We start from the raw sequence: 25,504 nt of genomic DNA, 5'->3' as shown, positions 1-25,504 counted from the left end.
TCAGCGCCCCGGCCGCACGGTCAGGTCGTTGACCTCGGCGTCCCGCGGCAGGTCGATCGCCATGACCACGGTGGTGGCGACGGACTCGGGGTCGATCCAGGCGGCCGGGTCGTACTCCCTGCCCTCCTGGGAGTGCACCTTGGCCTGCATCGGGGTGGCGGTGCGGCCGGGGTAGACGGAGGTGACGCGCACCCCGTTGGGCTTCTCCTCGTGCCGCAGGGAGTCGGCGAGGGCCTTCAGGCCGTGCTTGGAGGCGGCGTACGCGCCCCACTCGGCGTGGGCGTTCAGCCCGGCGCCGGAGTTCACGTACACGACGTGGCCGCGGGCCGCGCGCAGGGAGGGCAGCAGGAGGCGGGTGAGCTCGGCGGGGGCGATCAGGTTCACGTTGAGCTGCTGGTGCCAGGTCTTGGGCCGCAGCTCGGCGACCGGGCCGAGGTCCACGATCCCGGCGACGTGCAGGAGCGAGTCCAGCCGGTCGGGCAGCGCCTGGTGGGAGAAGGCCCAGGAGATCCGGTCCGGGTCGGCGAGGTCCGCGACGAGGGCGCGGGAGCCGGGGAAGCGGGCGGTGAGCTCCTTGCCGCGGGCGGCGTCGCGGGCCAGCAGCACGAGCTCGTCCCCGCGCTCGTGCAGGCGGCGCGCGACGGCGGCGCCGATACCCGAGCCGGCACCGGTGATCAGATGAGTAGCCATGCCCCCATGCTCGCACCCCGCCGCGGACCGCCCGGCCGCACCCGGCGGGGCGGGCGCGCGAGGAGCGCCGGGCGCGATCGGGGGCGCTGCCGTACGGGCGCCGGGGCGGCGCTGCCCGTGCCGCCGGGCGGCGCCGTGCGGGCCGCCCGGAGCCGTACGGGCGCTCGGCCCCGCTCAGGCGCCCGGTGCGGACGCCCGCAGGGCTGCCGCCCGGTCGGCCGGGTCGTAGTCCGCGGGCACGCCCTCGACGATGATCGCCTCGCCGTCGATGTGGCGGGTGCGCAGCGGCAGGATCTCCTGGTAGGCCGGGGAGTCGTACCAGGCGCGGGCGGCGCCGGTGTCCGGGAAGGCGATGACGACCACGGTGCCCTCCCAGGGGCCCTCGACCACCTCGGGCCGGGCCCCGTGCACCAGGAACCGGCCCCCGAAGGGGTCGAGGGTGGGCTGGATCCGCTCCAGGTACGCGAAGACCTCGGCGTGCAGCTGCCGGGGGCGCAGGTGGGCTATGGCGTAGGCGGGCACGGTGGCTCCCTCGGTTCGTCGGTTCCGCTCGCCGCCCGGCCGGTGCGCCGGGCGCACGGCCATCCTGGCGGGCCGGGCCGGGGCGGTCGATGACCCCGGAGGTCATGGCGGGGCCCGCCGGAGCCGTGCTCCGGCGGGCCGGCCGCCGTGCGGTGCGCCGGACTCCCGCGGGTCCTGCGGGAGTCCGGCGGCGCGCCTACCGGGTGAGGTAGGCGCGGATGATGCAGAGGTCGGCCCTGTTGCCGCCGCGGTCCTCGACCGCGGCCCGCAGCGAGACGGCCTTGCCCGGGCCCGGGTTCTTCACGGAGACCCCGCCCCCGGCCACGGGCAGCGCCTTCCAGGTGTACCCGTCGTCGTACGAGACGTACACGGCGAGGGACTTGAGGCCGGCCCCCGCCGCCGGGCCCTGCACGGTCAGCGGGACCCGGACGGTGCGCCCGGCCGGAGAGGTGCTGTCCAGGGCGAGCGGCGGGGCGAAGCGGACGGAGGAGACCGGCAGGTGCTCGGCCCGGGCCGTCTTCTCCGAGCGGAACCACCAGGCGGCCTTGACCCGGGTGGAGACCCGCGACAGCAGCGGGCTGCGGTCGACGGTGGCGGTCAGCTTGTACGCGGCCTCGCCGGCCGGGACGGTGAAGCCCGCGCTGCCGGTCAGCGGGTCGGTGTTGCGGCCCACGGGCACGCCGTTGCGGTAGAGCACGGTCTCGGCCCGGGTCCAGGTGCTCGCCCCGGTGTGGCCGGCGCCGTCGGCGAACAGCGGCAGGAAGCCGGTGATGGTGTTGCGGTGGCGCAGGACGCCGAGCTCGCGGTCCACCTTCGGCCCGAACACACCGGTGTTGAAGCGCTCGCGGTAGCTCTTGCCGCCCTCGTAGCTCCGCGGCCCGTCCGCGAGGTACTGCGCCTCGACCACGGGGAAGCCCTGGGGGTCGCGGGAGGCGTACTGGGAGAACACGGTGTCCCAGCGCGCCCCGTCGAGGGCGGACAGGTGCAGGACTGCGGTGGCGGGCAGCTTGCGCGGGACGCTGACGGAGGTGGCGCCGGTGCCCGCCGGCAGCCACCCGAGGGCGGCGGTCCCGCCTTCCTTGCCGGGGACCGGACCGCCCTGCTCCACCCTCACGGTGGCGAGGTCGGCCGGCTTCAGGTGCCGGGTGTAGCCGGTGGCCAGGCGGGTGACGGGGCCGCCGAGGGTGGCGTGGTACTCCTCGGCCGCGCCCTGGAGCCAGTGGCCGTCGAACTGCTGGGTGAGGACACCGGGGGCGGCGGCGGGGCCGCGGTGGGCGGTGCGGAAGCCCTCGTAGGAGCGGAGCCACCAGCCGAAGACGTACTGGCCGTCCCGGGTGGTCACCGAGTAGGAGGGCGAGGCGAACTCGGAGGCGGCCGCGGCCGAGGGCACGGTGATGTCCACGGGCCGGGCGGCGCGCGCGTCCACGGTGACGGTGGCCTTGCCGCGGACGGTCAGCCGGGGCTGGACCAGCCAGTCCGCTCCCCTGCCGGAGTCCTCCGCGTCCGCGAAGACGGTCGTGTCGAGCAGGTAGTTGCCGCGCGGGGCCCGGACGGTGAACGTGCCGCTCGGGTCGAAGCCGTCGAAGCTGCGGCCGGCGGCCAGGCCGCCGAGGCCGATCAGGGTGGACAGGGCGGCGGGGGCGGGTGCGCCGTCCCGGCCCAGCGCCTTCACGGTGACCTCGTACGACTCGACCTCGCGGTCCACGGCGGCCGCGGTGCGGACCCGCTGTCCGCCGCCGGTGGCGGTGACGTACGCGCTGTACGCCCCGTCCAGGGTGCCGCCGAGCCGGGTGTCGGCCGTGACGGGGACGGAGGCCGTGCCGCGGGCGGGGACGGTGACCTTGCGGGCCCCGAGGGTGAAGAAGCCGGCGGGGGCGGGCCTGCCGTCGGGGCCGGTGGCGGTGACCGCCAGGTCGAGGGTGACGGGGGTGTCGCCGAGGTTGCGGTACCTGAGGTCCCTGGTGGCCGGCCGGTCGTCCTGGTGCGGCCACTGCTGGATGCCGAAGCCGAGGGAGACGGTCTCGGCCACCACGCTCTGGTGCAGGGCGCTGCCGACCGCGATCCGGCCGCTGCCCTGCTGGAACGGGGTGTACCGGCCGGGCTCGGCCGAGCCGGTCAGGACCGCCTTGAGCTCGGCGCCCCGCCACTGCGGGTGCTGCTGCTTGAGGAGGGCCGCGGCGCCCGCGACGTGCGGGGTGGCCATGGAGGTGCCGGAGATGGTCAGGTAGCCGGGCGGGCGCTGGCCGACCTCGCGCTCGATGACGCTGCCGGGGGCGGCGGCCGCGGTGATGTCCACGCCGGGCGCGGTCACGTCGGGCTTGATCCCGCCGTCGCCGGTGCGCGGGCCGGTGCTGGAGAAGGGCGCCAGCGCGTCGGAGTCGTCGACGGCGCCGACGGTGAGGGCGGCCTCGGCGCTGCCCGGGGAGCCGACGGTGCCCTGCCCGGGGCCGCTGTTGCCGGCGGCGATGGCGAACAGCACGCCCCGGTCGGCGCTCAGCTTGTTCACGGCGGCTTCGAGCGGGTCGAGTTCCGGGGTGTCCCGGCCGCCGAGGCTGAGGTTGACCACGTCGGCGCCCTCGGCGACGGCCCACTCCATGCCGGCGAGGATGCCGGAGTCGTCCCCGGCGCCGTTGTCGTCGAGGACCTTGCCGTTCAGCAGCCGGGCCCCGGGGGCCACCCCCTTGAACGCGCCTCCGGAGGCCTTGCCGGTGCCGGCGGCGATGGAGGCGACGTGGGTGCCGTGGCCGTAGCGGTCCCCGGCGTCGGCGGCCGGGGTGAAGTTCTTCTCGGCGAGCACCTGGCCGGCCAGGTCGGGGTGGCCGGAGTCCACCCCGGTGTCCAGGACGGCGATCTTCACGCCCTTGCCGTCGTAGCCGGCGGCCCAGGCCTTGTCGGCCCCGATCTGGCGGGTGCTCTTGTCGAGGCTCGCGGTGCGGATGCCGTCCAGCCAGATGCGGGCGATGCCGGCGGCCGCGGTGCGGCGGCCGCCGGCCTGCCGGTCGGTGAGGGCCTCCCAGAGGGCGGGGGCGTCCGCGGCGGCCGCGCCGACGGCCTCGGCGGCCAGGGAGCGGAAGGTGCGGCGGACCTCGGCCCCGCCGGCGCGGCGCAGCGCGGCCCGGGCGGCCGGGGCGGCGCCCTCGTAGCCGACGATCAGGCGGATCCGGTCCCCGCGGCCGGAGCGGTACTCGGGCCGGGCGAGCTCGGTGATGTCGAACAGGCGGGCGTCCAGGACCCCTTCGGCCACGAGGCGCTGTGCGTCGAGCGGTACCACGCGGGTGTGGCCGGCGACGCGCTGGACGGAGAAGGGCATCCGGGCCCGGCCGGGGGCCCGTTCGAGGCCGACGGGACGGCCCCGGCCGTCGACGACCACGCGGTCGCCGGTGACGAGGGTGATGCGGGCGAAGCCCTTGGCGGCGGCCGGCCGTGCGGTGCCCGGTGCGGCGAACGGCCGTACGGCGGCGGCCTCCTGGGCCGCCGACGGGGTGGTCAGTCCCGCCAGCAGGGCCGCTGCGGCGGCCGCGGCGACTCCCGCCGCACCCGCCCGTTTCGGTTCTCTACGCAATTCTTCCCCCGGTTGAAGAGGTCATCGCGCGGGGGACGGGGCCCGCCCCCCGGAGGGGGCAGTATCACTCGGACGGGGGCATTGCTCAACAACGTGTCCGAATACGGCAGTTGGGGAAGATGGGACTCCGGGCCACGGTCCGGGCGGCCGCCGGGATCAGGCGGCGCCCCGGGCCTGGAAGGTCCTGCGGTAGGCGATGGGCGAGACCCCGAGCGCGGTACGCATGTGCTGGCGCAGCGAGTTGGCCGAACCGAACCCCGCCCGGTGCGCCACCAGGTCCACCGGGAGGTCGCTCGACTCCAGGAGCTGGCGGGCGAGTTCGATGCGCTGGGCGGTGAGCCACTGCACGGGGGTCAGGCCGACCTCCTCGCGGAAGCGGCGGGTGAAGGTGCGCAGGCTCATCCGGGCGTGCTCGGACAGCTGCGCCAGCGAGAGCGGTTCGCCGAGCCGCTCCAGGGCCCAGGCCCGGGTGGCGGCGGTGGTGGCCAGTACGGGTTCCGGGACCGGCCGGTCGATGTACTGGGCCTGGCCGCCGTCCCGCCACGGGGGTACGACGCACATCCGGGCGGCCCGGTTGGCGACGGCCGCCCCGTGGTCGCGGCGGATCAGGTGCAGGCAGAGGTCCACTCCGGCGGCCACGCCCGCGGAGGTCAGCACGTCCCCGTCGTCGACGAAGAGCACCTCCTCGTCCACCTTGACGGCGGGGTAGGCCCGGCGGAACTCGGGGGCCAGGTTCCAGTGGGTGGTGGCGGGGCGGCCGTCGAGCAGTCCGGCGGCGGCGAGCACGTAGGAGCCGGTGCAGATGGAGACCAGCCGGGCGCCGGGCCGGATCCCGTCGATGGCGGCGGTGACCTCGGGGGGCAGCGGCCCGCCCTCGCCGAGCTCGGGCATAGCGTGGGTGGGGGGCAGGATCACGGTGTCGGCGGCGGCCAGGGCCTCCGGTCCGGCCGCCGGCTGCACCGTGAAACCGGCGTCGCTGAGCACGGGGCCGCCGTCGGCGGTGCAGACGGTGACCTCGTAGAGGGGCCGGCCGGCCTCGTCCACGGCGCTGCCGAAGACCCGGGAGGGGATCCCGAGCTCGAACGGGGGCACCCCGGGGAGGGCGAGGACGGCGACGCGGTGCACGGCGGGTTCCATGGCCATGGCCAGATTCTGTCACATAGTGGCCATCCGGCCAGCACTACGGACCCCGGATCGCGGCCATGCTGGGCACATCGCCTGGGAAAACCAGCCGAAACCCCCAGATAACCCCTTATTTCCTCGACTCCTTGGAGATCACCATGCGTGCCGTCGTCGTCAACCAGTGGGGCGGACCCGAGACCCTGACCGTGGCCGAGCTGGACCGCCCCGAGCCGGGCGTGGGCGAGGTCCTGGTGAAGGTCCACGCGGCCGGGGTGAACCCGGTGGACTGGAAGACCCGGGCCACCGGGGCCCTGATCGAGTGGGGTGCGGTCCCGGCGGTCGGCTGGGACGTCTCCGGCACGGTCGAGGCCGTGGGCCCCGGGGTGACCGTCCTGCGGCCGGGTGACGAGGTCTTCGGCATGCCGCTGTTCCCGCGCCAGGCGGGCGGCTACGCCGAGTACGTCGTGGCCCCGGCCCGGCACCTCGCGCCCAAGCCGGCCTCCCTGACGCACGTGGAGGCCGCGGCCCTGCCGCTGGCGGCGCTGACCGCCTGGCAGGCCCTGGTGGACACGGCCGGGGTGCGGCCCGGGCAGCGGGTGCTGGTGCACGCGGCGGCCGGCGGGGTCGGGCACTTCGCGGTGCAGATCGCCAAGGCCCGCGGGGCGTACGTCATCGGCACGGCCAGCGCCGCCAAGCACGAGCTGGTGCGCTCCCTCGGCGCGGACGAGGTGGTCGACTACCGCGCGGTGCGCTTCGAGGACGTGGTCGCGGACGTGGACGTGGTCCTGGACGGGCTCGGCGGCGAGACCGCGGAGCGCTCCCTGAAGGTGCTCCGGCCCGGCGGCCGGCTGATCACCCTGCCCGGCCCCGGCGACGTCCCGGCCGAGCCCGGTGAGGTGCACGCCGAATGGCTGCTGGTCGAGCCGGACCACCTGGGCCTGCGGGAGATCGCCGCCCTGGTCGAGCAGGGCGGGCTGAAGCCGCTGGTCGAGGCGGTGCTCCCGCTCGCCGAGGCCGCGAAGGCCCACGAGCTGGGCGAGCAGGGCCGCACCACCGGCAAGATCGTCCTGTCGGTCGTCTGACCCGGGCCGGGCCGGCCCGCCGACCGAGCGGGCCGGGCGGACCCGCCGGCCGGCCGAGCGGGCCGCGGCGGGCCTCAGACCGAGGCGGCGGCCCGGGTGGTCGCGGCGATGGTGGCCGAGCCGACCACGCGGGTGCCGTCGTAGAGCACGATCGCCTGGCCGGGGGCCACCCCGCGGACCGGCTCGGTGAAGGCCACCCGCAGCTCGCCGTCGACGACCTCCGCGAACACCTCGGTCTCGCCGCCGTGGGCGCGCAGCTGCGCGGTGTACGTGCCGGGGGCGGCCGGGACGGCCCCGCACCAGCGCGGCCTGATCGCGGTCAGGGCCGTGACGTCGAGCGCCTCGGCGGGGCCGACGGTGACGGTGTTGTCCACCGGCGAGATGTCGAGGACGTAGCGCGGCTTGCCGTCGGGGGCCGGGTGGCCGATCCGCAGGCCCTTGCGCTGGCCGATGGTGAACCCGTACGCGCCCTCGTGGCTGCCGATCCGGTTGCCGGCCTCGTCCACGATGTCGCCCTCGGCCTTGCCCAGCCGCTTGGCGAGGAAGCCCTGGGTGTCCCCGTCGGCGATGAAGCAGATGTCGTGGCTGTCGGGCTTCTTGGCGACGGCCAGGCCCCGGCGCTCGGCCTCGGCACGGATCTCGTCCTTGGTGGTGATCGTGTCGCCGAGCGGGAAGAGCGCGTGGGCCAGCTGCTTCTCGTCCAGGACCCCGAGGACGTACGACTGGTCCTTGGCCATGTCGGAGGCGCGGTGCAGCTCCCGGGAGCCGTCCGCGTTCTCGACGATCGTGGCGTAGTGGCCGGTGCAGACGGCGTCGAAGCCGAGGGCGAGGGCCTTGTCGAGCAGCGCGGCGAACTTGATCTTCTCGTTGCAGCGCAGGCACGGGTTCGGGGTGCGGCCGGCCTCGTACTCGGCGATGAAGTCCTCGACCACGTCCTCGCGGAAGCGCTCCGCGAGGTCCCAGCAGTAGAAGGGGATGCCGATGACGTCCGCGGCCCGGCGGGCGTCTCGGGAGTCCTCGATCGTGCAGCAGCCGCGGGCGCCGGTGCGGAACGACTGCGGGTTCGCGGAGAGCGCGAGGTGGACGCCGGTCACGTCGTGCCCGGCTTCGACGGCGCGGGCGGCGGCGACGGCGGAGTCCACACCGCCGGACATGGCGGCGAGTACGCGGAGGGGGCGGCGCGGCTGCGGGTTCTGAGTCATAGCACCCACCAGGGTACGGGGGGAACCGTGCCGCGGGCACGGGCGTTCTTATCCGGCGGAGGTGGTGCGGGTGGGCCGCAGCAAGCGGGGGCCCGGGCGGCGGGCGCTGCTGATCACGGGTCTGGGCGTGCTGGCGGGGGTCGCGGTGGCCGAGCGGGACGGCATACGGCGCGGCTACTGGCGGCTCCCGGGGGTCTCCAAGCCCCGCAAGGAGGGCGAGCTCGACCACAAGGGCGCCAGTTGGACGGCGGCCTCTCCGGCGAACTGGCGGATGGCCGACCGGCCCGACGACTATCCGGTGGACCGGATCGTGGTGCATGTCACCCAGGGCGGGTTCGAGGGCTCGGTGGACGCCTTCCGCAACCCACGGCACAAGGCCTCGGCGCACTACATCGTGCGCGGGGACGGCCACGTCCGGCAGATGGTGCGCGAGCTGGACGTGGCCTTCCACGCGAACAACCGCCGGATGAACGAGCGCAGCATCGGCATCGAGCACGTGGGCTTCGTGGACCGCCCCCGGGACTTCACCCCCGCCATGTACGCCGCCTCGGCCCGGCTGGCGGCCGGCATCTGCCGCCGGTACGGGTTCCCGGCCGACCGGGAGCACATCGTGGGGCACAGCGAGGTGGCGGGCGCGGACCACACCGACCCCGGGCCGCACTGGGACTGGGACCGCTACCTGGCCCTGGTCCGCCGCTCCCTCGGCTGAGACCGCCCCGGCCGCAGCGGCCGGGCAGGGGGCGGCCGGGCGCCCCGGTCAGCTCAGGCCGGCGGTGCGGGCGCGCTCCACGGCCGGGCCGATGGCGGCGGCCAGCGCGGCCACGTCCTCCTTGGTGGAGGTGTGCCCGAGGGAGAACCGCAGGGTGCCGCGGGCCAGGTCGGGGTCGGTGCCGGTGGCCAGCAGCACGTGGCTGGGCTGGGCCACCCCGGCCGTGCAGGCCGAGCCGGTGGAGCACTCGATGCCCTGGGCGTCGAGCAGCAGCAGGAGGGAGTCGCCCTCGCAGCCCGGGAAGCTGAAGTGGGCGTTGGCCGGAAGCCGGTCGTGCGGGTCCCCGCCGAGCACGGCGTCCGGTACCGCGGCCAGCACGGCGGCGACGAGCTCGTCGCGCAGGGCGCCGATCTCGCCGGCGAAGGCCTCGCGCCGTTCGGCGGCGAGGGCCGCGGCCACCGCGAAGGCGGCGATGGCGGGCACGTCGAGGGTGCCGGAGCGGACGTGGCGCTCCTGGCCGCCGCCGTGCAGGACCGGGACGGGGGTCTGGTCGCGGCCCAGGAGCAGGGCGCCGATGCCGTACGGGCCGCCGATCTTGTGCCCGCTGATGGTCATGGCGGCCAGTCCGCTGGCCTCGAAGCCCACGTCGAGCTGGCCGAAGGCCTGGACGGCGTCGGAGTGCACGGGGATGCCGAACTCGCGGGCCACGGCGGCGATCCCGGCCACCGGCAGGACGGTGCCGATCTCGTTGTTGGCCCACATCACGGTGGCCAGGGCCACGTCGTCGGGGTTGCGCTCGACGGCCTCGCGGAAGGCCTCGGGGTGCACCCGGCCGTGGCGGTCCACCGGCAGGTACTCGACGGTGGCGCCCTCGTGGGCGGCCAGCCAGTCCACGGCGTCGAGCACCGCGTGGTGCTCGACGGGGCTGGCGAGCACCCGGGTCCGGGCCGGGTCGGCGTCGCGGCGGGCCCAGTACAGGCCCTTGACGGCGAGGTTGTCGGCCTCGGTGCCGCCGGCGGTGAAGACGACCTCGCTGGGCCGCGCGCCGATGGCCTCGGCGAGGGTCTCCCTCGCCTCCTCCACGGTGCGGCGGGCCCGGCGGCCGGCGGCGTGCAGGGAGGAGGCGTTGCCGGTGACCGCGAACTGGGCGGTCATCGCCTCGGCGGCCTCCGGCAGCATCGGAGTGGTCGCGGCGTGGTCGAGGTAGGCCATGATCCCCCGATTCTACGGTCGCCGCCACGGCCGGGTGTACGGGCCGTCCGGCCAAAGCCGGGGCCCCGCCGGTACTCCGGCCGGGCGCCGCCCCCGTACCCCGTCCCGGCGCACCGCACGGCTGCCCGGAAGCACTTCCCCGGGGCCGCTCCCTGCGGGCGGCGGCGCGGGGCCGGGGACGCCCCCGGCCGCCGCGCCGCCGCCGCTCAGGTGCGCGGGGCGCGGGCGAGCTGGCGGGACTGGGCGACCAGGCGGTCGGCGGAGTCCCAGACCTCCGCGTCCTCCTCCAGGAAGCCGCCCGCCAGGTTGCGGGTGGTGATGGAGACGCGCAGCGGGCCGGGGGCCGGCCGGCAGCGGACGTGAGTGGTCAGCTCCACGGTGGGGGCCCAGCCGATGAGGCCCATCTCGAAGGCGGTGGGCGGCAGGGCGTCGACCACGAGCAGCAGCGACAGCGGGTCCGCGTCGCGCCCGTCGGCCAGCGCGAACCACGCGCGCATCTCGCCGCGCCCGGAGGGGGCGCCGACCGCCCAGCCGGCGGTGGTGGGGTCGAGCCGCAGGCGCAGCCGGTCGACGATGGCGGAGCTGCCGGGGATCGGGGCCCCGCCCGCGTCCGCGCCGAGGCAGTGCTCGTACGCCGGGATGTCGGGCAGCGGGGCGGTGGTGCGGACCTCGTCGGGCAGGGCCGACAGGTCGCCGTACGAGGCCAGCACGCGGATGCGCTCGACCTCGGCGCCGTTCTCGTCGTACTGGAAGAGGGAGGCCTGACCGGTGGAGAGGGTCTTGCCGGCGCGCACCAGCTCGGTGCGGATGACGGCGGGGCCCGGCACGGAGGCGCTGAGGTAGTGGGCCGAGACCGTGACCGGGTCGCGGTGCGGCAGGAACTCGGAGAGCGCCCGGCCGACGAGCGCGAGCAGGTAGCCGCCGTTGACGGCGGTGATGATCGTCCACCCGGCGGACAGGTCCGCGTCGAAGACGCCCGGTTCGGCCGCGCCGCGCGGCCTCACGCCGGTGTCCCGGTCGAACTCGCTGTCGCCGATCCTTGCCTGGGTTGCCTGGGTCATGCCGATGACGCTACACCCGCTTGCTACTAAGCGGTAGCTTTTTCTGGGACCCGGCTGTGAGCGGCCGCGCAGCGGACCGCCCCGGCCCGGTCAGACCTCTTCGGCCACCGAGGACCGACGGTTCCAGGCCAGCGGGGCCCGCCAGTGGAAGCGCATGGCCAGCAGCCGCAGCACGAACGTCGTGACGGCCGCGAGCCCGCCGGTGAAGGCGTTGAGCACGTCGAAGCCGATGCAGAGGGCCACCATGGCCGCGCCCACCAGCGCCGGCACCGCGTACATCTCGCGGTCGCGCAGCAGGGCGGGCACCTCGTTGGCGATCACGTCGCGCAGCACGCCGCCGCCCACCGCGGTGGCCAGGCCCAGCGCCGCCGAGGCGGTGAGCCCGAGCCCGTACTCGTAGGCCTTGGTGGTGCCGGTGACGCAGAACAGCCCGAGGCCGGCCGCGTCGAAGACGTTGATCGCACGGTTGATGCGCTGGACCTCGGGGTGCAGGAAGAAGACGATCCCGGCCGCGACCAGCGGGGTCACGAAGAAGCTCAGCTCGCCGAAGGCGGCCGGCGGCACCGCGCCGATCACGAGGTCTCGGAAGAGGCCGCCGCCGAGGGCGGTGACGAGGGCGAGCACGGCGATGCCGAAGACGTCGAAGTTCTTGCGGACCGCCAGCAGGGCGCCGGCGGTGGCGAAGACGAAGATGCCCGCGAGGTCCAGCACGTGCTGGACGTCCGGGGGGAAGAGTTCCTGTACCACCCCCCAATTGTGCGGGGCGGCGGGCCGGGGCCCGGACGCAGCGGGCGGCGGTGCGGATCGCTCCGCCCCGCCGCCCGGTGCGCTGCGCGCCTACGCGGTCTTCTCGACCGCACCTGGGGCCGCGGCCTCGGCGGCCGCGGACTCCGGCAGGGCCGGGTCCCCCGGCGCCTGGTCCGGGGCGTTCTCCGGGTGGTGGCAGGCCACCTGGTGGCCGGTCTTCAGGGCCAGCAGCGGCGGCTCGGTGGTCTTGCAGATCTGCGTCGCCTTCCAGCACCGGGTGTGGAAGCGGCAGCCGCTGGGCGGCTTGATCGGCGAGGGCACGTCGCCCTTGAGCAGGATGCGGCCGGTCTTGGCCCCGCGGCGGCGCGGGTCCGGCACCGGCACGGCCGACATCAGCGCGTTGGTGTACGGGTGCATCGGGGACTCGTACAGCGACTTGCGGTCGGTCAGCTCGACGATCTTGCCGAGGTACATGACCGCGATCCGGTCCGAGACGTGCCGGATGACCGACAGGTCGTGGGCGATGATCACGTACGTGAGGCCCAGCTCGTCCTGGAGGTCGTCCAGCAGGTTGACCACCTGGGCCTGGATCGACACGTCGAGCGCGGAGACCGGCTCGTCGGCCACCACGAGCTTCGGCTTCAGGGCCAGGGCGCGGGCGATGCCGATGCGCTGGCGCTGGCCGCCGGAGAACTCGTGCGGGTAGCGGTTGTAGTGCTCGGGGTTGAGGCCCACGAGCGACAGCAGCCGCTGCACCTCCGCCTTCAGGCCGCCCTCGGGGGTGACCTTCTGGAGGCGGAAGGGGGCGCCGACGATGGTGCCGACGGTGTGGCGCGGGTTCAGCGAGCCGTACGGGTCCTGGAAGATCATCTGCACGTCGCGGCGCAGCGGGCGCATGCCCGCCACCCCGAGGTGCGTGATGTCGGTCCCCTCGAACTCGATCCTGCCGCCGGTGGGCTCCAGCAGGCGCGTGATCAGCCGGCCCATGGTCGACTTGCCGCAGCCGGACTCGCCGACGATGCCGAGGGTCTCACCCGGGTAGACCTCGAAGTCCAGGCCGTCCACGGCCTTGACCGCGCCGACCTGCCGGCGCAGCACGCCCTTGGTGATCGGGAAGTGCTTCGTCAGGCCGGTGACCTTCAGCAGCGGCTCCGGGGAGGAGGCGGCCTGCTCGGGGATGGCGGCCTCGGCCGCCTTGTTCGTGTCGGTCACAGCTTCGGCGCAATCTCTTCGGTCCAGATGCGGGTCCGCTCCTCCGGCGACATGTGGCAGGCGGACCAGTGCCGGTCGCCGTCCGCCGTCACCAGCTCCGGGCGCACCGTACGGGTGACGTTGCCCTTGGGGACGTCGGCGTACGGGCACCGCGGGTGGAAGGCGCAGCCGCTGGGGATGTTGATGAGGCTCGGCGGGGAGCCCTTGACCGGGATGAGCCGTTCGGTCTGGTCGCGGTCGATGCGGGGCATCGAGCCGAGCAGGCCCCAGGTGTACGGGTGCCGGGGCTCGTAGAAGACCTTCTCCGCGCTGCCGCGTTCGACGCACCGGCCGCCGTACATGACGAGCAGGTCGTCGGCCATCTCGGCGACCACGCCGAGGTCGTGCGTGATCATGATGACCGCGGAGCCGAACTCCTTCTGCAGGTCCCGGATCAGGTCCAGGATCTGGGCCTGGACGGTGACGTCCAGGGCGGTGGTCGGCTCGTCCGCGATGAGCAGCTCGGGGTTGTTGACCAGGGCCATCGCGATCATCGCGCGCTGGCGCATGCCGCCGGAGAACTCGTGCGGGTAGTTGTCCACGCGCTTGTGCGGCTCCGGGATGCCCACGCGGTCGAGGAGTTCGACGGCCCGGGTGCGGGCGGCCTTCTTGTCGACCTTGTGGTGGACCCGGTACGCCTCGGCGATCTGCTTGCCGATGGTGAAGTACGGGTGCATCGCGCTGAGCGGGTCCTGGAAGATCATCGCGATCTCCTTGCCGCGCAGCCGCCGCACCTCGTCCTCGTCGGCGGACAGCAGCTCCTTGCCGTTCAGCCAGATCTCGCCGGAGATCTGCGCCCGCTGCCGGCCGTACTGGCCGACCCGGTGCAGGCCCATGATGCCGAGCGAGGTCACGGACTTGCCGGAGCCGGACTCGCCGACGATGCCGAGGGTCTTGCCCTTCTCCAGGGTGAAGGAGAGCCCGTCCACGGACTTGACCAGGCCGTCTTCGGTGGGGAAGTGCACCTTGAGGTCGCGGACGTCCAGGAAGGTGCTGCCGGGGGCGGCGCCGGCCACGGGCTCGTTCACGGCCCCGGTCTTGGTCATGTCGGTCATGACAGCCTCACTCGGGGGTCGATCACCGCGTACATGAGGTCAACGATGAGGTTCGCGGCTACGACGAAGAAGGCGGAGATCAGCGTGATGCCGAGGATGACCGGCAGGTCGTGGTCGCTGATCGCCCGGACGGCGCTGTAGCCGAGGCCGTGCAGCGAGAACGTGTACTCGGTGAGCACGGCGCCGCCGAGCAGGGCGCCCAGGTCCAGGCCGAGGACGGTCAGGATCGGGGTCATCGTGGAGCGCATGGCGTGCTTGGAGATGACGACCGGCTCCGTGAGGCCCTTGGCGCGGGCGGTGCGGATGTAGTCCTCGTTGAGGACTTCCAGCATCGTGGCGCGGGTGAGGCGGGCGTACATCGCGGCGTACAGGAAGGCCAGCGAGATCCACGGCAGGACCATGCCGTTGAACCAGCGGCCCGGGTCCGTCGCGAAGTCGGTGTCCGGGCGGGAGAACCAGCCCAGGTAGTCCGAGAAGAGGGCGATGGCGAGCATGCCCGTGAAGTAGATGGGGAGGGAGACGCCGGCGAGGGCGACGCCCATGGCCGAGCGGTCCACCGCGGTGCCCCGCTTGAGGGCGGAGAGGACGCCGGTGGCGACACCGCCGAAGACCCAGAGGATCACGGCGCCGGCGGCGAGCGAGAGGGTGACCGGCAGCCAGTCCATCAGCAGCGGGAACACCTCCTGCTCGGTCTTGAAGGAGTATCCGAAGCAGGGAGCGGCGCAGTGCGTGACATCGGTGCCGTTGGCGTACGTACGGCCCGCCACCAGCCCGACGACGAACTTTCCGAACTGGACCAGGATCGGGTCGTTGAGACCCATCTTCTGCCGGATGCCCTCGATGGCGGCCGGGTCGGACTGCTTTCCGACGAAGTAGAGCGCCGGGTCCGCCCCGATCATCTTGGGGAAGAGGAAGAAGATTCCGAAGGTCACCAGGACGATGACCAACAGCATGACGACGACGGCGAAGATACGCCGGATGAGATATGCAAGCACTGCGCTCGGCCTGGCTGCGGCCCGGGGGTGCGCCCTTCTGGAGCGCACCCCCAAGCCGTCGCCGCGGCCATCACCTGCCCTTCGTGCCTAGCGGGTGTGGCACTGGAACTGGAACTGACTGGTGGTTACTTGACGACGCCGAGCGAGGCGTAGTCGTACCGGCCGTTGTAGGCGTCGGTGGTGTAGGCGTTGGTCAGGCGGTCGGAGCGCCACGTGATCGTCTTGTCGTAGACGAAGGGCAGGTAGACCGCGGCCTCGGAGACCTTCTGGTTCATCTTCTTGTAGATCTCGCCGGCCTTGTCCGGGTCGGTCTCCGCGATGGCCTCGTCGAAGAGCTTGTTGATCGCCGGGTCGTTGAGCTCGGAGAAGTTGTTGTTGCCGCTCTGCAGGATGAAGCGGCCGTCGACCAGCGGCTGCGAGAAGCCCTGACCGGTCGGGAAGTCGGCGCCCCAGCCCATGATGATGATGCCGTAGCCCTTGTCCTTGACGACCTTGGGCGAACCGATGATGCCGGAGGTCTGGGCGCCGTCGAACTGGTCGACCTCGGCCTCGATGCCGACCTGCTTCAGGGCGTTCTGGAGCGAGACGGCGGTGGCGATCTCGGCGGGCTTGTTGTTGCGGACCGCGATGGTGGTCTTGAAGCCCTTCTCCTGGCCGCAGGCCTTCAGGGCGGCCTTGGCCTTCTCGACGTTCGGCTTGCCGTCGTTGGTCAGGAGCCCGTACGGGTCGTACGTCGCGTCCGAGCCCTTGATGCCGAGCGGCAGCATGTTCGGGGCGATGTCACCGCCGGCCTGCGGGCCGCCGCGGGCGGTCTGCAGGGACTTGTGGTCGGCCGCGTAGATGACGGCCTTGCGGCACTCGATGTTGTCGAACGGCTTGACCGTCTGCGGGAAGACCGCGTAGCGGATGAAGCCGGTCTGGCCGTTGTCCAGGTTGCCCTTGTGCTCGCGCAGGGCGGTGGCACGGGCGGCCTGGCCGATGCCGGTCGCGTTGATGTCGAGGTCGAACTCGCCGTTCATCAGGCGCTTGTCCATGTCGTCCGCGTTCGCCATGAACGTGACCGAGATGGTGTCCGGGAGCGCCTTGCGGATGGTGTCCGACTCGGGCTTGTAGTTCGCGTTGCGCGAGAGCTTCATGCTCTTGTTGGGCTCGTACGAGTCGATCTTGTACGGGCCGTTGGAGAAGGGCTTGAGGCCGTACTTGGCCGCGGTGTCCTTCTCCTTCTTGACCGGGGAGGCCGCCGGCATGGCCAGCATCTGCAGGAAGTCGCCGTTGGGCTTCGGCAGCTTGAAGATGATGGTCTTCGCGTCCGGGGTCTCGATGGCCTTGAGGCCGAGCTTGTCGGGCGCCGTGTCCTTGTACGGGCCCTTGTACTCGGTCTTCGGGTCGAGCACCTGCATGAGGTAGACCGGGCCGCCGGAGATGACGTCCTGGGCCCAGGTGCGCTCGATGCCGTACTTGACGTCCTGGGCGGTGACGGGCGAGCCGTCCTCCCACGTGACGTTGTCCTTCAGCGTGAACTTGTACGTCTTGCCGTCCGCGGAGATCTCCGGCTGGGCGGCGGCGAGGTCCGGAACCAGCTCGGTGCTGCCCTGGCCGGGGGCCGGCTTGAAGGAGACCAGCTGACGCGTGTAGTAGCGGGAGAAGTCCCACATGAAGCCGTAGTAACCGCGCTGCGGGTCCCACGAGTCGGCGTCCTGGGTACCGACGAACTTGAGCTCGCCGCCCTTCTTGTCGGACGGGTTGGCGACCTTGTTGATGCCGGCGTTGAACGTGCCCTTGGCGCCGCTGCCGTTGCCGTCGTCCTTCTTGTCGCCGCCACAGGCGGTGGCGGTCAGCATGGCCGCGAGCACGACGGCCGTGCCAGCGGCAAGCCTGCGCTTCGACGTGCGGTGGGTAGTCACGATGCTCGCAACCTCCGTTGTAGTTCCGGCCTCTGGAGCCGATGTTCCGGTTTTCCTGCGGTGTGCTAGCGCGAGCCCTTGGGGTCGAGGGCGTCACGGACGCCGTCGCCGAAGAGGTTGAACGCGAGCACGGTGATGAAGATCGCCACGCCAGGGAAGATCATGAAGAGCGGATCGTCCTGGTACGTGCGCACGGCCGTCGAGAGGGTCTCCCCCCAGGACGGAGTCGGCGGCTTGACACCGACACCGAGGAAGCTGAGCGCGGCCTCGGTCAGCACGTTGGTGGGGATCATCAGCGTCGTGTAGACGGTGATCGGCGCCACCAGGTTGGGGAGCAGTTCGCGGAAGAGGATGTATCCCCGGCCCGCGCCGAGGCTGCGGGCGGCCTCGACGTACTCGCGTTCGCGCAGCGACAGGGTCTGGCCGCGGACGATGCGCCCGATGTACGGCCAGCCGAAGAAGCCGATGACGAGCACCAGTACCGCGATCCGCAGGCCCGAGCCCTCGAAGCCCCACAGGCGGCTCGGGATGACCGAGATCAGGGCGATGATGAAGAGGAGCTGCGGGAAGGCCAGCAGGAGGTCCATGACCCGGCTGATCGCCGCGTCGACCCAGCCGCCGAAGTAGCCGGCGATGATCCCGAAGACGGTGCCCAGGCCGACCGCCACGAAGGCGGACAGGAAGGCGACCAGCAGCGAGATCCGGGCGCCGTAGACGATCCGGCTGAAGACGTCGCGGCCGTTGACCGGTTCGATGCCCAGCAGGAAGTCCCCGCTGATGCCTCCGTAGTCGCCCATGGGCAGGCCCAGCAGCGGGTCCAGCAGGTCCTCGTGCAGCTCCTCCGGCGGATGGCCGAAGGCCTTGACGATCAGCGGCGCGAAGATCGCGACGAGGATCAGAAGGAGCACGATGACACCGCCGGCCAGCGCGATCTTGTCACGCTTGAGGCGGGACCAGGCGATCTTCCACGGGGAGCGCCCCTCGATCGCCTTCTGCGGCTGGTCGGCGGCGGCAACGGCTACGGGCTCGTCCGTGTTCGTGTCGTGCAGTGATGCCGTCATCGTGGTGGGGACCCCTCTCGGCCGACGATGGCCGGCCCATGCCCGCCGCTGTAGCGGCTTGGTTCACATCGGTGTCGCTATGGTGCGAATTGCTTCTGAAGTGCACCGGAAGAGCTGGTGGTTACGGGATTGACCGGCCTTCGGTGGGGGGAGTCTTCAACGGGCTCAGGATCACCCGCCAGACCTGCCGGGGAATGGATGCGCAACCGTGATGTGGCCTGATGTCTTCCGTTATCCGAACGCGGCGAGCAGCTCAGCGGTGCAAGAGCGGCCGTTCGCCGCGGATCGGACATTGGCCCCAACCCGCCTTTTGACGAGGCCAATTGGGGGGCACGGACATTTCGGCACTCGTCCCTTTCGAGACGGACTGCCCAGTATCCGGACCCCGCCCGGACGGGCCCGCGGAGCCGCTCGGATCTCCTGCATCGGTGGTTCCTCCCGGTGTGCGTGCGGTGCTCCAGAGGTGGAATGCGGCTGCCCGCCGGGGGTGCGCCTGCCGGCGTCCCCGTACGGTCGTGCGAGCCCCGTCCCGAGGGGAACGATGCGCCCGGCGGCCGGTGCGCGGCCACGATTTCGCCACGGCTTAATCCACCGCCGTTGCCGGGCCCGGCCGGGCGGCCTATGCTCCGGCCGGTGATCGAGATACGGCTGGCACCCAGCGATCTCACCCGCATCCGCTTCGCCCGCTCCCCGTTGGAGGAGCTGGTGCACAGCATCCCGGTGCTCGCCGGCACCCGGCGGCCCGCGGTGCACCGGCCCTGGGTCGCCGCGACCCGGCCCCGGGTGGAGGCGCTCGACCTGCGGGTGCTGAACGCGCTCGCCTGCGGCCCCCGGTTCCTGCCGGACTTCCTCGCGCCCCCGCCCGAACGCCTGACGGGCGTGCTCGCCGACGAATTGGCCGCGGTGGCCGCCACCCCGCCCGAGCAGGTGCGCAGCTCGCTCGACGAACTGCGCGACGGCCGCCCCGAACTGCCCCCTGAGCTGCGCCCCCTGTACGAGGACCCGGAGCGGGGCCTGGTCCGGCTGGCGGAGTCCCTGGAGGCGTACTGGGAGGCCGCGCTGGCGCCGGTGTGGCCGCGGATCCGGGCCGTGCACGAGGCCGACCTCGCCCACCGGTCCGCGCGGCTGACCGCCGGCGGGCTGGACCGGGTCTTCGCCGACCTGCACCCGCAGGCCTCGTTCACCGGGGACCGGCTGCTGATCGACAAGCCGGGGCACCGGGCCTTCCGCGATGCCAGCGGCAGCGGTCTGGTGCTGGTGCCGTGCGTGTTCGCCTGGCCGCACCTGTCGGTGCTCCACAACGAGCCGTACCAGCCCGCGCTGGGCTACGCCCCGCGCGGCATCGGCACCCTGTGGGAGGGCACCGCGCAGGCGGACACCGAGCCGCTGGGCGACCTGCTCGGGCGCAGCCGGGCGGCCCTGCTGGCCCATCTCGACCTGCCGGTGTCCACCACGCAGCTGGCCGCGTACCTGAACATGAGCGCAGCCGCGGTCAGCCAGCACCTGGGCGTGCTGCGCCGGACCCGCCTGGTCACCTCGCAGCGCTCCGGCCGCTGGATGCTGCACCGGCGCACGGCCCTGGCCAGCCGGCTGCTGTCGGCGGCGGAGGACTGAGAGGACCGGCCGGGCCGGGGCGGGCCGGGCGGGGCCGCGGGATCAGTACGCCGGCGCGTGCGCCTCGCGGTCGTAGAACGGCCGGGCCTGGGCCCGCAGCCACATCGCCACCGGGTCGTGCTCGTCGGCGAGGGCCACGGTGGAGACCGGCAGCCCCTCGGGCACGGCCCCCACGGCCTGGCGCATCATCTCGCGGGCCGACTCCACGGCCGCGCCGGAGCCGTCGTAGAGGTCCAGTCCGATCGCCAGGTACGGGGTGCCCACCGCGGGCTGCACCCAGGCCCGCCGCAGGGCGCGTACGGCCGGGGTGCGGTGCGCGTGCTGGGTGAGCAGGGCGTAGAACTGCGGGAGCTCGATGGCCGGCTCGGACAGCCGCAGCGGTCCGGCGGGCATCCGCTCCAGGCCGGTGGCGATGCGCCGCAGGTCCGCCCACGGGATGCCGACCCCGCCGCCCTGGGCGTGCGGGTTCAGCCAGATGCCCCAGCGGTCCGGGTACAGGGCGCGGGCCACGTCCCGGCCGCCGACCACCTCGCAGGCGCGTCCCCAGCCGCTGGCGGCCAGCTCCTGCGGGGAGGTCACGCACGGCACGTAGCCGAGGCCGTCCACCTCCATGGAGCCGTACTGGGCCTCGGGCGACCCGGGCTGCCCGTGCCACAGGAGCATCCAGAGCCGGCCCTCGGCGAGGGCGTGCAGCAGTGCCTCGTAGCTGTCGTAGCGCCCGGGCGTCACCTGGCGCAGCATGTGCTCGACCTGCCCTGCCGCGGCCGTGCCTGACGCACTCACCCGGTACCCCTCTTCGTCCTCGTCCGCCCGACGTGCCGCATGCCTGCTGTCCGCAACACAGCCACGGCCAGGAAATGTAACCAGCTTAAAGGCGGCTACGGCAGGTAGAAGGGGCGGACGTGTTCCGTCATCCAGTCGCCGACCGGATCCTGGGCCGCGTCGAGCAGCAGCAGGTTGACCGGCCAGGGGGGCTGCACCCGGCCCAGGGCCCGGGACAGGGCCTCCATCGGGGCGTTCGTGTCGGCGGACTCCCAACCGGTGAAGCGCACGCCGACGAAGAGCACCGGGTCCCCGCCCTCGATGCTCGCGAGGCAGCGGTGGGCCGCGGCCACGACCCCGGTGGCACGGAACTCCTCGGCGGCGGCGGTCAGGAAGTCCACCGGGTCCTCCTGCCAGTCCGGCTCGTAGAGCCGCACCCGGCCGCCGGTGGCCGGGCCGTCGAGCGGGGTGCGCCCGGCCCGGCACAGCTCGGCCACGGCGGGCGGGGGCAGCGGCAGGCCGACGGCGCCCTCGGGGTTGACCGCGAGGCCGAGCTGCGGGGGCAGCCCGCGCGCGAACTCGACGGCCGGAGCGACGGCGAAGGGCATGTGCTCGCCCGCGCAGCGCGTGAACTGCTGCTGCGAGCTGTACACGGGCACGTAGGCGGCGCCGGCTATCTCCATGGTGGGCAGGTCCAGGGCGGGGCTGTCGGGGCCGCCGCCGCCGGGCAGCGGGATCCACACCTGGCTGCGCCCGAGCACCTCCAGGAGCCGGCCGCCCGCGGCCGGGTTGCCGAGGGAGGCCGCGAGGGTCTCCTCCAGCTCGTTCGCCGGCCAGCCGTCCCCGGCGCCGTGGTCCGCGCCCCCGCCGCCGTACGTGCCGTCGTGGCCCCCGGCGTGCGCCCCGCCGTACGTCCCGTCCTGCATGTTCACCGCGCCCTTTCCGTTCCGCTGCGCACGACTCTAGGGCGTGCCGTCAACCCGCGCGGCGGAGCCGAAGTCGAGGCCGGTCAGGGCCGCGGCCGCGGGGCGGTCCAGGAGGACGGCGGAGGCGCAGCCCGCGGGCAGGCGGCCCTGTTCGGCGGCGGCGAGGAGGCGGGCGACGGTGGTGCGGTGGCGGTGGAAGGCGTAGCCGGAGACCCCGCGGCCGCGGGCCGCCTGCCCGGACAGGGCCTCCTCGGGGGTGGCGTCGAGGAGCAGCAGGTGCAGGGAGCGGCCGCGGCGGCGGGCCCCCCGGGCCAGCAGGGCCCGGACCCAGGCCTGGGTGCCGCAGTCGTGCACGACGAGGCTCTCGCCGGAGCGCAGGGCCCGCCAGAGCCCGGCGTAGTGCGCCAGCCGCACCAGCGGCCGGTAGGCCCCGTACGGCAGCCGGGCGGGCATCCGGCGCTCCCAGCGCTCGCGGACGTCCTGGGAGTCGATCCCGCGGACCCGCACGGCCCGCTTGATGAGGGTGCTCTTGCCGCTGCCGGGCAGGCCGGAGACGACGACCACGTCCCCGGCGCCGAAGCGCAGCCGGCCGGGTGCGCGGCCGCCGCGGCCGCGCAGGTCGCGCACCGGCCGGGCCGGGGCCGCGGCCCGCGGCGCGCCCAGGGCCTCCCGCTGCGGGGCGCCCGGCTGGGCCGGCACCCCGGCCGCGGCGCCCGTACTGCTCGTACCCGCGAGAACTCCGAATCTCCGCACAGTCTTCGCCTCCCCCGGCTCGGGTCGTCCGACCCATGCCCGTTGAGTGTAAAGAGACGGTAATGCGCCGCCCACGGTTCCGGCCCGGTTGGGGCCCGTGCAATGATGTGCGCGCCAAGCTGTACGACCAACTGCATAAAGGCCGCTTGAATCTGCGCGGGAGAGTTCCCCGGAGGCCGTGACTGACACGGCCGGCCGCGGACGCCGAAGGAGCAAGTCCCTCCCTTGAATCTCTCAGGCCCCGTACCGCGCGGGCGAGGCACATCTGAAAAGCGGGCCGCCCGGTCCTCGTGAACCGCCGGCTCCACCCAAGGTGCAAGTCGCTTCCGTATACACGTACGGTCGTGATGAACCTCTCAGGTTCCGATGACAGATGGGGAGGAAAGTCCTTCGCCCCGTCGCGGACCTGCCTTGGAGAGCCAGCCTTATGACGAACACCCCGCGTCTGACCGCCCTTGACGCCGTGCACCGCGCCCTCGGCGCGACGATGACCGACTTCGCCGGCTGGGACATGCCGCTGCGCTACGCGAGCGAGCGGGACGAGCACAACGCCGTCCGCACCAAGGCCGGCCTCTTCGACCTCTCCCACATGGGCGAGATCACCGTCACCGGCCCCGAGGCCGTCAAGGTCCTGGACTACGCGCTGGTCGGCAACATCTCCACGGTCGGCGTGGGCCGGGCCCGCTACACGATGATCTGCCAGGAGGACGGCGGGATCCTCGACGACCTGATCGTCTACCGCCTCGGCGAGACGGAGTACATGGTCGTCGCCAACGCCTCCAACGCCCAGGTCGTGCTGGACGCGCTGACCGAGCGCGCCGCCGGCTTCGACGCCGAGGTCCGCGACGACCGCGACGCGTACGCGCTGATCGCGGTGCAGGGTCCGGAGTCCCCCGGCATCGTGAAGTCCCTGACCGACGCCGACCTGGACAACCTCAAGTACTACGCGGGCCTGCCGGGCACCGTCGCGGGCGTGCCGGCGCTGATCGCCCGTACCGGCTACACCGGCGAGGACGGCTTCGAGCTGTTCATCAAGCCCGAGCACGCGGTCGAGCTGTGGGAGGCCCTCACCAAGGCGGGCGCCGCCGCGGGCCTGGTCCCGGCGGGCCTGTCCTGCCGCGACACGCTGCGCCTGGAGGCGGGCATGCCGCTGTACGGGCACGAGCTGACCACCTCCCTCACCCCGTTCGACGCGGGTCTGGGCCGGGTCGTGAAGTTCGAGAAGGAGGGCGACTTCGTCGGCCGCACGGCCCTGGAGGCCGCCGCCGAGCGCGCCGCGACCAACCCGCCGCGCAAGCTGGTCGGCCTGATCGCCGAGGGCCGCCGCGTGCCGCGCGCCGGCTTCTCCGTGGTCGCCGCCGGCGAGGTCATCGGCGAGGTCACCTCCGGCGCCCCGTCCCCGACGCTGGGCAAGCCGATCGCCATGGCGTACGTCGACGCGGCCCACGCCGAGCCGGGCACCTCCGGCGTCGGCGTCGACATCCGCGGTACGCATGAGGCGTACGAGGTCGTCGCCCTGCCGTTCTACAAGCGGCAGAAGTGACCGCGGCGCCCGCGCGCGCCCGCCCCGACCAGCAAGACCACTGTTCACCGCACGTCCCCGCATCCAGGAGAATCAGGTCATGAGCAACCCCCAGCAGCTGCGTTACAGCAAGGAGCACGAGTGGCTCTCGGCCGCCGAGGACGGTGTCGCCACCATCGGCATCACCGAGTTCGCCGCCAACGCCCTCGGTGACGTCGTCTACGCCCAGCTCCCCGAGGTCGGCTCGACCGTGACCGCGGGCGAGGAGTGTGGCGAGCTGGAGTCGACCAAGTCCGTCAGCGACCTGTACTCCCCCGTCTCGGGCGAGGTCGTCGAGATCAACGAGGACGTCGTCAGCGACCCCTCCCTCGTGAACTCGGCCCCCTTCGAGGGCGGCTGGCTGTTCAAGGTGCGCGTCACGGACGAGCCGGGCGACCTGCTCACCGCCGACGAGTACACCGAGCTCGCGGGCTGACCGAGACCAGGGAGAACCCATGTCCGTTCTGAACACTCCGCTCCACGAGCTGGACCCGGACGTCGCGGCCGCCGTCGACGCCGAGCTGCTCCGCCAGCAGTCCACCCTCGAAATGATCGCGTCGGAGAACTTCGCTCCGGTCGCCGTCATGGAGGCCCAGGGCTCGGTCCTGACCAACAAGTACGCCGAGGGCTACCCGGGCCGCCGCTACTACGGCGGCTGCGAGCACGTCGACGTGGTCGAGCAGATCGCGATCGACCGCATCAAGGCGCTCTTCGGGGCCGAGGCCGCCAACGTGCAGCCCCACTCGGGTGCGCAGGCCAACGCCGCCGCGATGTTCGCGCTGCTGAAGCCGGGCGACACGATCATGGGCCTGAACCTGGCCCACGGCGGTCACCTGACCCACGGCATGAAGATCAACTTCTCCGGCAAGCTCTACAACGTGGTCCCGTACCACGTGGGCGAGGACGGCCAGGTCGACATGGCCGAGGTCGAGCGCCTCGCCAAGGAGTCCAAGCCGCAGCTGATCGTCGCCGGCTGGTCCGCGTACCCGCGCCAGCTGGACTTCGCCGCCTTCCGCCGCATCGCGGACGAGGTCGGCGCGTACCTGATGGTCGACATGGCGCACTTCGCCGGCCTGGTGGCCGCGGGCCTGCACCCGAACCCGGTGCCGCACGCCCACGTGGTCACCACCACCACGCACAAGACCCTCGGCGGTCCGCGCGGCGGCGTGATCCTGTCCACGCAGGAGCTGGCCAAGAAGATCAACTCCGCGGTCTTCCCGGGTCAGCAGGGCGGCCCGCTGGAGCACGTGATCGCGGCCAAGGCCGTGTCCTTCAAGGTCGCGGGCTCCCCCGAGTTCAAGGAGCGCCAGGAGCGCACCCTGGCCGGCGCGAAGATCATCGCCGAGCGCCTGGTCCAGGACGACGTCAAGGCCGTGGGCGTGGACGTCCTCTCCGGCGGCACCGACGTGCACCTGGTCCTGGTGGACCTGCGCAACTCGGAGCTGGACGGCCAGCAGGCCGAGGACCGCCTCCACGAGATCGGCATCACGGTCAACCGGAACGCCATCCCGAACGACCCGCGGCCGCCGATGGTCACCTCGGGTCTGCGGATCGGCACCCCGGCCCTGGCCACCCGCGGTTTCGGCGCCGAGGACTTCACCGAGGTCGCCGACATCATCGCCGAGGCCCTGAAGCCCTCGTACGACGGCGAGGCCCTGAAGGCGCGCGTCTCGGCCCTGGCCGCGAAGCACCCGCTGTACCCCTCGCTGTAAG

The 25,504-nt window shown here is 73.2% G+C and carries 22 protein-coding genes and 2 riboswitches; of the genes, 6 read left to right on the top strand and 16 right to left on the bottom strand.

Annotation, left to right across the window (positions count from 1 at the left end):
* From ACZ407_RS25225 to ACZ407_RS25210, 4 genes are all read right to left on the bottom strand, one after another.
* Entirely contained in the window at window positions 1-690 is a 690-nt protein-coding gene (locus ACZ407_RS25225) for an SDR family oxidoreductase (RefSeq protein WP_468131951.1), read from the bottom strand.
* 174 nt (window positions 691-864) lie between these two features.
* Window positions 865-1,212 (bottom strand): DUF1330 domain-containing protein, encoded by a 348-nt coding sequence (locus ACZ407_RS25220; RefSeq protein ID WP_468131949.1) that lies wholly within the window; start codon window positions 1,210-1,212, stop codon window positions 865-867.
* A 196-nt stretch (window positions 1,213-1,408) separates the two neighbouring features.
* The gene (locus tag ACZ407_RS25215) at window positions 1,409-4,774 is read right to left on the bottom strand and encodes a S8 family peptidase (RefSeq protein WP_468131947.1); all 3,366 of its coding nucleotides are present in this window, start codon (window positions 4,772-4,774) and stop codon (window positions 1,409-1,411) included.
* Window positions 4,775-4,930: 156 nt separating this feature from the next.
* On the bottom strand, window positions 4,931-5,917 hold the full coding sequence (locus tag ACZ407_RS25210) for a GlxA family transcriptional regulator (RefSeq protein ID WP_468131945.1): 987 nt from the start codon (window positions 5,915-5,917) through the stop codon (window positions 4,931-4,933).
* Between the two features lie 137 nt (window positions 5,918-6,054).
* Between ACZ407_RS25210 and ACZ407_RS25205 the strand changes: the two genes are divergently transcribed.
* Window positions 6,055-6,978 carry an NADP-dependent oxidoreductase gene (locus tag ACZ407_RS25205; protein WP_468131943.1) on the top strand — a complete coding sequence of 308 codons (924 nt, stop codon included), beginning with the start codon at window positions 6,055-6,057 and terminating at the stop codon, window positions 6,976-6,978.
* 74 nt (window positions 6,979-7,052) lie between these two features.
* Here ACZ407_RS25205 and mnmA read toward each other — a convergent pair whose 3' ends face one another.
* Complete coding sequence (gene mnmA / locus ACZ407_RS25200; RefSeq protein ID WP_468131941.1) at window positions 7,053-8,180, bottom strand: tRNA 2-thiouridine(34) synthase MnmA; 1,128 nt, start codon at window positions 8,178-8,180, stop codon at window positions 7,053-7,055.
* A 61-nt stretch (window positions 8,181-8,241) separates the two neighbouring features.
* On the opposite strand from mnmA, the gene ACZ407_RS25195 reads away from it, so the two are divergent.
* Window positions 8,242-8,889 carry an N-acetylmuramoyl-L-alanine amidase gene (locus ACZ407_RS25195; protein ID WP_468131939.1) on the top strand — a complete coding sequence of 216 codons (648 nt, stop codon included), beginning with the start codon at window positions 8,242-8,244 and terminating at the stop codon, window positions 8,887-8,889.
* Between the two features lie 48 nt (window positions 8,890-8,937).
* On the opposite strand, the gene ACZ407_RS25190 is transcribed toward ACZ407_RS25195, so the two are convergent.
* From ACZ407_RS25190 to ACZ407_RS25155, 8 genes are all read right to left on the bottom strand, one after another.
* Window positions 8,938-10,101 (bottom strand): cysteine desulfurase family protein, encoded by a 1,164-nt coding sequence (locus ACZ407_RS25190; protein WP_468131938.1) that lies wholly within the window; start codon window positions 10,099-10,101, stop codon window positions 8,938-8,940.
* A gap of 206 nt (window positions 10,102-10,307) precedes the next feature.
* The gene (locus ACZ407_RS25185; protein ID WP_468131936.1) at window positions 10,308-11,162 is read right to left on the bottom strand and encodes a thioesterase family protein; all 855 of its coding nucleotides are present in this window, start codon (window positions 11,160-11,162) and stop codon (window positions 10,308-10,310) included.
* Between the two features lie 90 nt (window positions 11,163-11,252).
* Complete coding sequence (locus ACZ407_RS25180; protein WP_468131934.1) at window positions 11,253-11,909, bottom strand: trimeric intracellular cation channel family protein; 657 nt, start codon at window positions 11,907-11,909, stop codon at window positions 11,253-11,255.
* 90 nt (window positions 11,910-11,999) lie between these two features.
* Window positions 12,000-13,121, bottom strand: a complete 1,122-nt coding sequence (locus tag ACZ407_RS25175; protein WP_468131932.1) for an ABC transporter ATP-binding protein — start codon at window positions 13,119-13,121, stop codon at window positions 12,000-12,002.
* Window positions 13,118-14,215 carry an ABC transporter ATP-binding protein gene (locus ACZ407_RS25170; RefSeq protein ID WP_468131930.1) on the bottom strand — a complete coding sequence of 366 codons (1,098 nt, stop codon included), beginning with the start codon at window positions 14,213-14,215 and terminating at the stop codon, window positions 13,118-13,120. Before ACZ407_RS25170 ends, ACZ407_RS25175 begins: the two co-directional genes overlap by 4 nt.
* A complete protein-coding gene (locus tag ACZ407_RS25165; protein ID WP_468131928.1) occupies window positions 14,212-15,210 on the bottom strand; it encodes an ABC transporter permease in 999 nt (332 codons plus the stop codon). Before ACZ407_RS25165 ends, ACZ407_RS25170 begins: the two co-directional genes overlap by 4 nt.
* A gap of 125 nt (window positions 15,211-15,335) precedes the next feature.
* Entirely contained in the window at window positions 15,336-17,114 is a 1,779-nt protein-coding gene (locus ACZ407_RS25160; protein WP_468131926.1) for an ABC transporter substrate-binding protein, read from the bottom strand.
* 65 nt (window positions 17,115-17,179) lie between these two features.
* The gene (locus ACZ407_RS25155) at window positions 17,180-18,175 is read right to left on the bottom strand and encodes an ABC transporter permease (protein ID WP_468131924.1); all 996 of its coding nucleotides are present in this window, start codon (window positions 18,173-18,175) and stop codon (window positions 17,180-17,182) included.
* A gap of 633 nt (window positions 18,176-18,808) precedes the next feature.
* On the opposite strand from ACZ407_RS25155, the gene ACZ407_RS25150 reads away from it, so the two are divergent.
* Window positions 18,809-19,789, top strand: a complete 981-nt coding sequence (locus tag ACZ407_RS25150) for an ArsR/SmtB family transcription factor (RefSeq protein ID WP_468131922.1) — start codon at window positions 18,809-18,811, stop codon at window positions 19,787-19,789.
* Between the two features lie 42 nt (window positions 19,790-19,831).
* Here the strand turns inward: ACZ407_RS25150 and ACZ407_RS25145 are convergent, their stop codons facing one another.
* From ACZ407_RS25145 to ACZ407_RS25135, 3 genes are all read right to left on the bottom strand, one after another.
* Window positions 19,832-20,572: an enhanced serine sensitivity protein SseB C-terminal domain-containing protein gene (locus ACZ407_RS25145; protein ID WP_468131918.1), complete on the bottom strand. Its 741-nt coding sequence runs from the start codon at window positions 20,570-20,572 to the stop codon at window positions 19,832-19,834.
* Window positions 20,573-20,667: 95 nt separating this feature from the next.
* On the bottom strand, window positions 20,668-21,477 hold the full coding sequence (locus tag ACZ407_RS25140) for an enhanced serine sensitivity protein SseB (protein ID WP_468132058.1): 810 nt from the start codon (window positions 21,475-21,477) through the stop codon (window positions 20,668-20,670).
* 36 nt (window positions 21,478-21,513) lie between these two features.
* On the bottom strand, window positions 21,514-22,230 hold the full coding sequence (locus ACZ407_RS25135; protein WP_468131915.1) for an AAA family ATPase: 717 nt from the start codon (window positions 22,228-22,230) through the stop codon (window positions 21,514-21,516).
* Between the two features lie 147 nt (window positions 22,231-22,377).
* Window positions 22,378-22,489: riboswitch (glycine riboswitch) on the top strand.
* A riboswitch (glycine riboswitch) is annotated at window positions 22,490-22,613 on the top strand. It abuts the riboswitch before it with no gap.
* Between the two features lie 44 nt (window positions 22,614-22,657).
* Here ACZ407_RS25135 and gcvT point away from each other — a divergent pair.
* The 3 genes from gcvT (at window position 22,658) to glyA (ending at window position 25,503) form a co-directional block, all read left to right on the top strand.
* Window positions 22,658-23,773: a glycine cleavage system aminomethyltransferase GcvT gene (gene gcvT, locus ACZ407_RS25130; protein ID WP_468131913.1), complete on the top strand. Its 1,116-nt coding sequence runs from the start codon at window positions 22,658-22,660 to the stop codon at window positions 23,771-23,773.
* A 79-nt stretch (window positions 23,774-23,852) separates the two neighbouring features.
* Complete coding sequence (gcvH, locus tag ACZ407_RS25125; protein ID WP_468131911.1) at window positions 23,853-24,227, top strand: glycine cleavage system protein GcvH; 375 nt, start codon at window positions 23,853-23,855, stop codon at window positions 24,225-24,227.
* Between the two features lie 19 nt (window positions 24,228-24,246).
* Complete coding sequence (gene glyA, locus ACZ407_RS25120) at window positions 24,247-25,503, top strand: serine hydroxymethyltransferase (RefSeq protein WP_468131909.1); 1,257 nt, start codon at window positions 24,247-24,249, stop codon at window positions 25,501-25,503.
* Window position 25,504: the final 1 nt, after the last annotated feature.

This window comes from Streptomyces sp. NPDC030809 (assembly GCF_055572195.1).
The sequence above is the reverse complement of the archived record's forward strand: the minus strand, read 5'-3'. Positions and strand labels throughout refer to the sequence as shown.

Bases quoted from the DNA above. Each gene is read 5' to 3' on its own strand.
- ACZ407_RS25210 (WP_468131945.1), bottom strand. From the start codon at position 5,917: ATGGCCATGGAACCCGCCGTGCACCGCGTCGCCGTCCTCGCCCTCCCC.
- glyA (WP_468131909.1), top strand. From the start codon at position 24,247: ATGTCCGTTCTGAACACTCCGCTCCACGAGCTGGACCCGGACGTCGCG.
- ACZ407_RS25140 (WP_468132058.1), bottom strand. From the start codon at position 21,477: ATGCAGGACGGGACGTACGGCGGGGCGCACGCCGGGGGCCACGACGGC.
- ACZ407_RS25205 (WP_468131943.1), top strand. From the start codon at position 6,055: ATGCGTGCCGTCGTCGTCAACCAGTGGGGCGGACCCGAGACCCTGACC.
- gcvT (WP_468131913.1), top strand. From the start codon at position 22,658: ATGACGAACACCCCGCGTCTGACCGCCCTTGACGCCGTGCACCGCGCC.
- ACZ407_RS25155 (WP_468131924.1), bottom strand. From the start codon at position 18,175: ATGACGGCATCACTGCACGACACGAACACGGACGAGCCCGTAGCCGTT.
- ACZ407_RS25185 (WP_468131936.1), bottom strand. From the start codon at position 11,162: ATGACCCAGGCAACCCAGGCAAGGATCGGCGACAGCGAGTTCGACCGG.
- ACZ407_RS25225 (WP_468131951.1), bottom strand. From the start codon at position 690: ATGGCTACTCATCTGATCACCGGTGCCGGCTCGGGTATCGGCGCCGCC.
- mnmA (WP_468131941.1), bottom strand. From the start codon at position 8,180: ATGACTCAGAACCCGCAGCCGCGCCGCCCCCTCCGCGTACTCGCCGCC.
- gcvH (WP_468131911.1), top strand. From the start codon at position 23,853: ATGAGCAACCCCCAGCAGCTGCGTTACAGCAAGGAGCACGAGTGGCTC.
- ACZ407_RS25170 (WP_468131930.1), bottom strand. From the start codon at position 14,215: ATGACCGACATGACCAAGACCGGGGCCGTGAACGAGCCCGTGGCCGGC.
- ACZ407_RS25190 (WP_468131938.1), bottom strand. From the start codon at position 10,101: ATGGCCTACCTCGACCACGCCGCGACCACTCCGATGCTGCCGGAGGCC.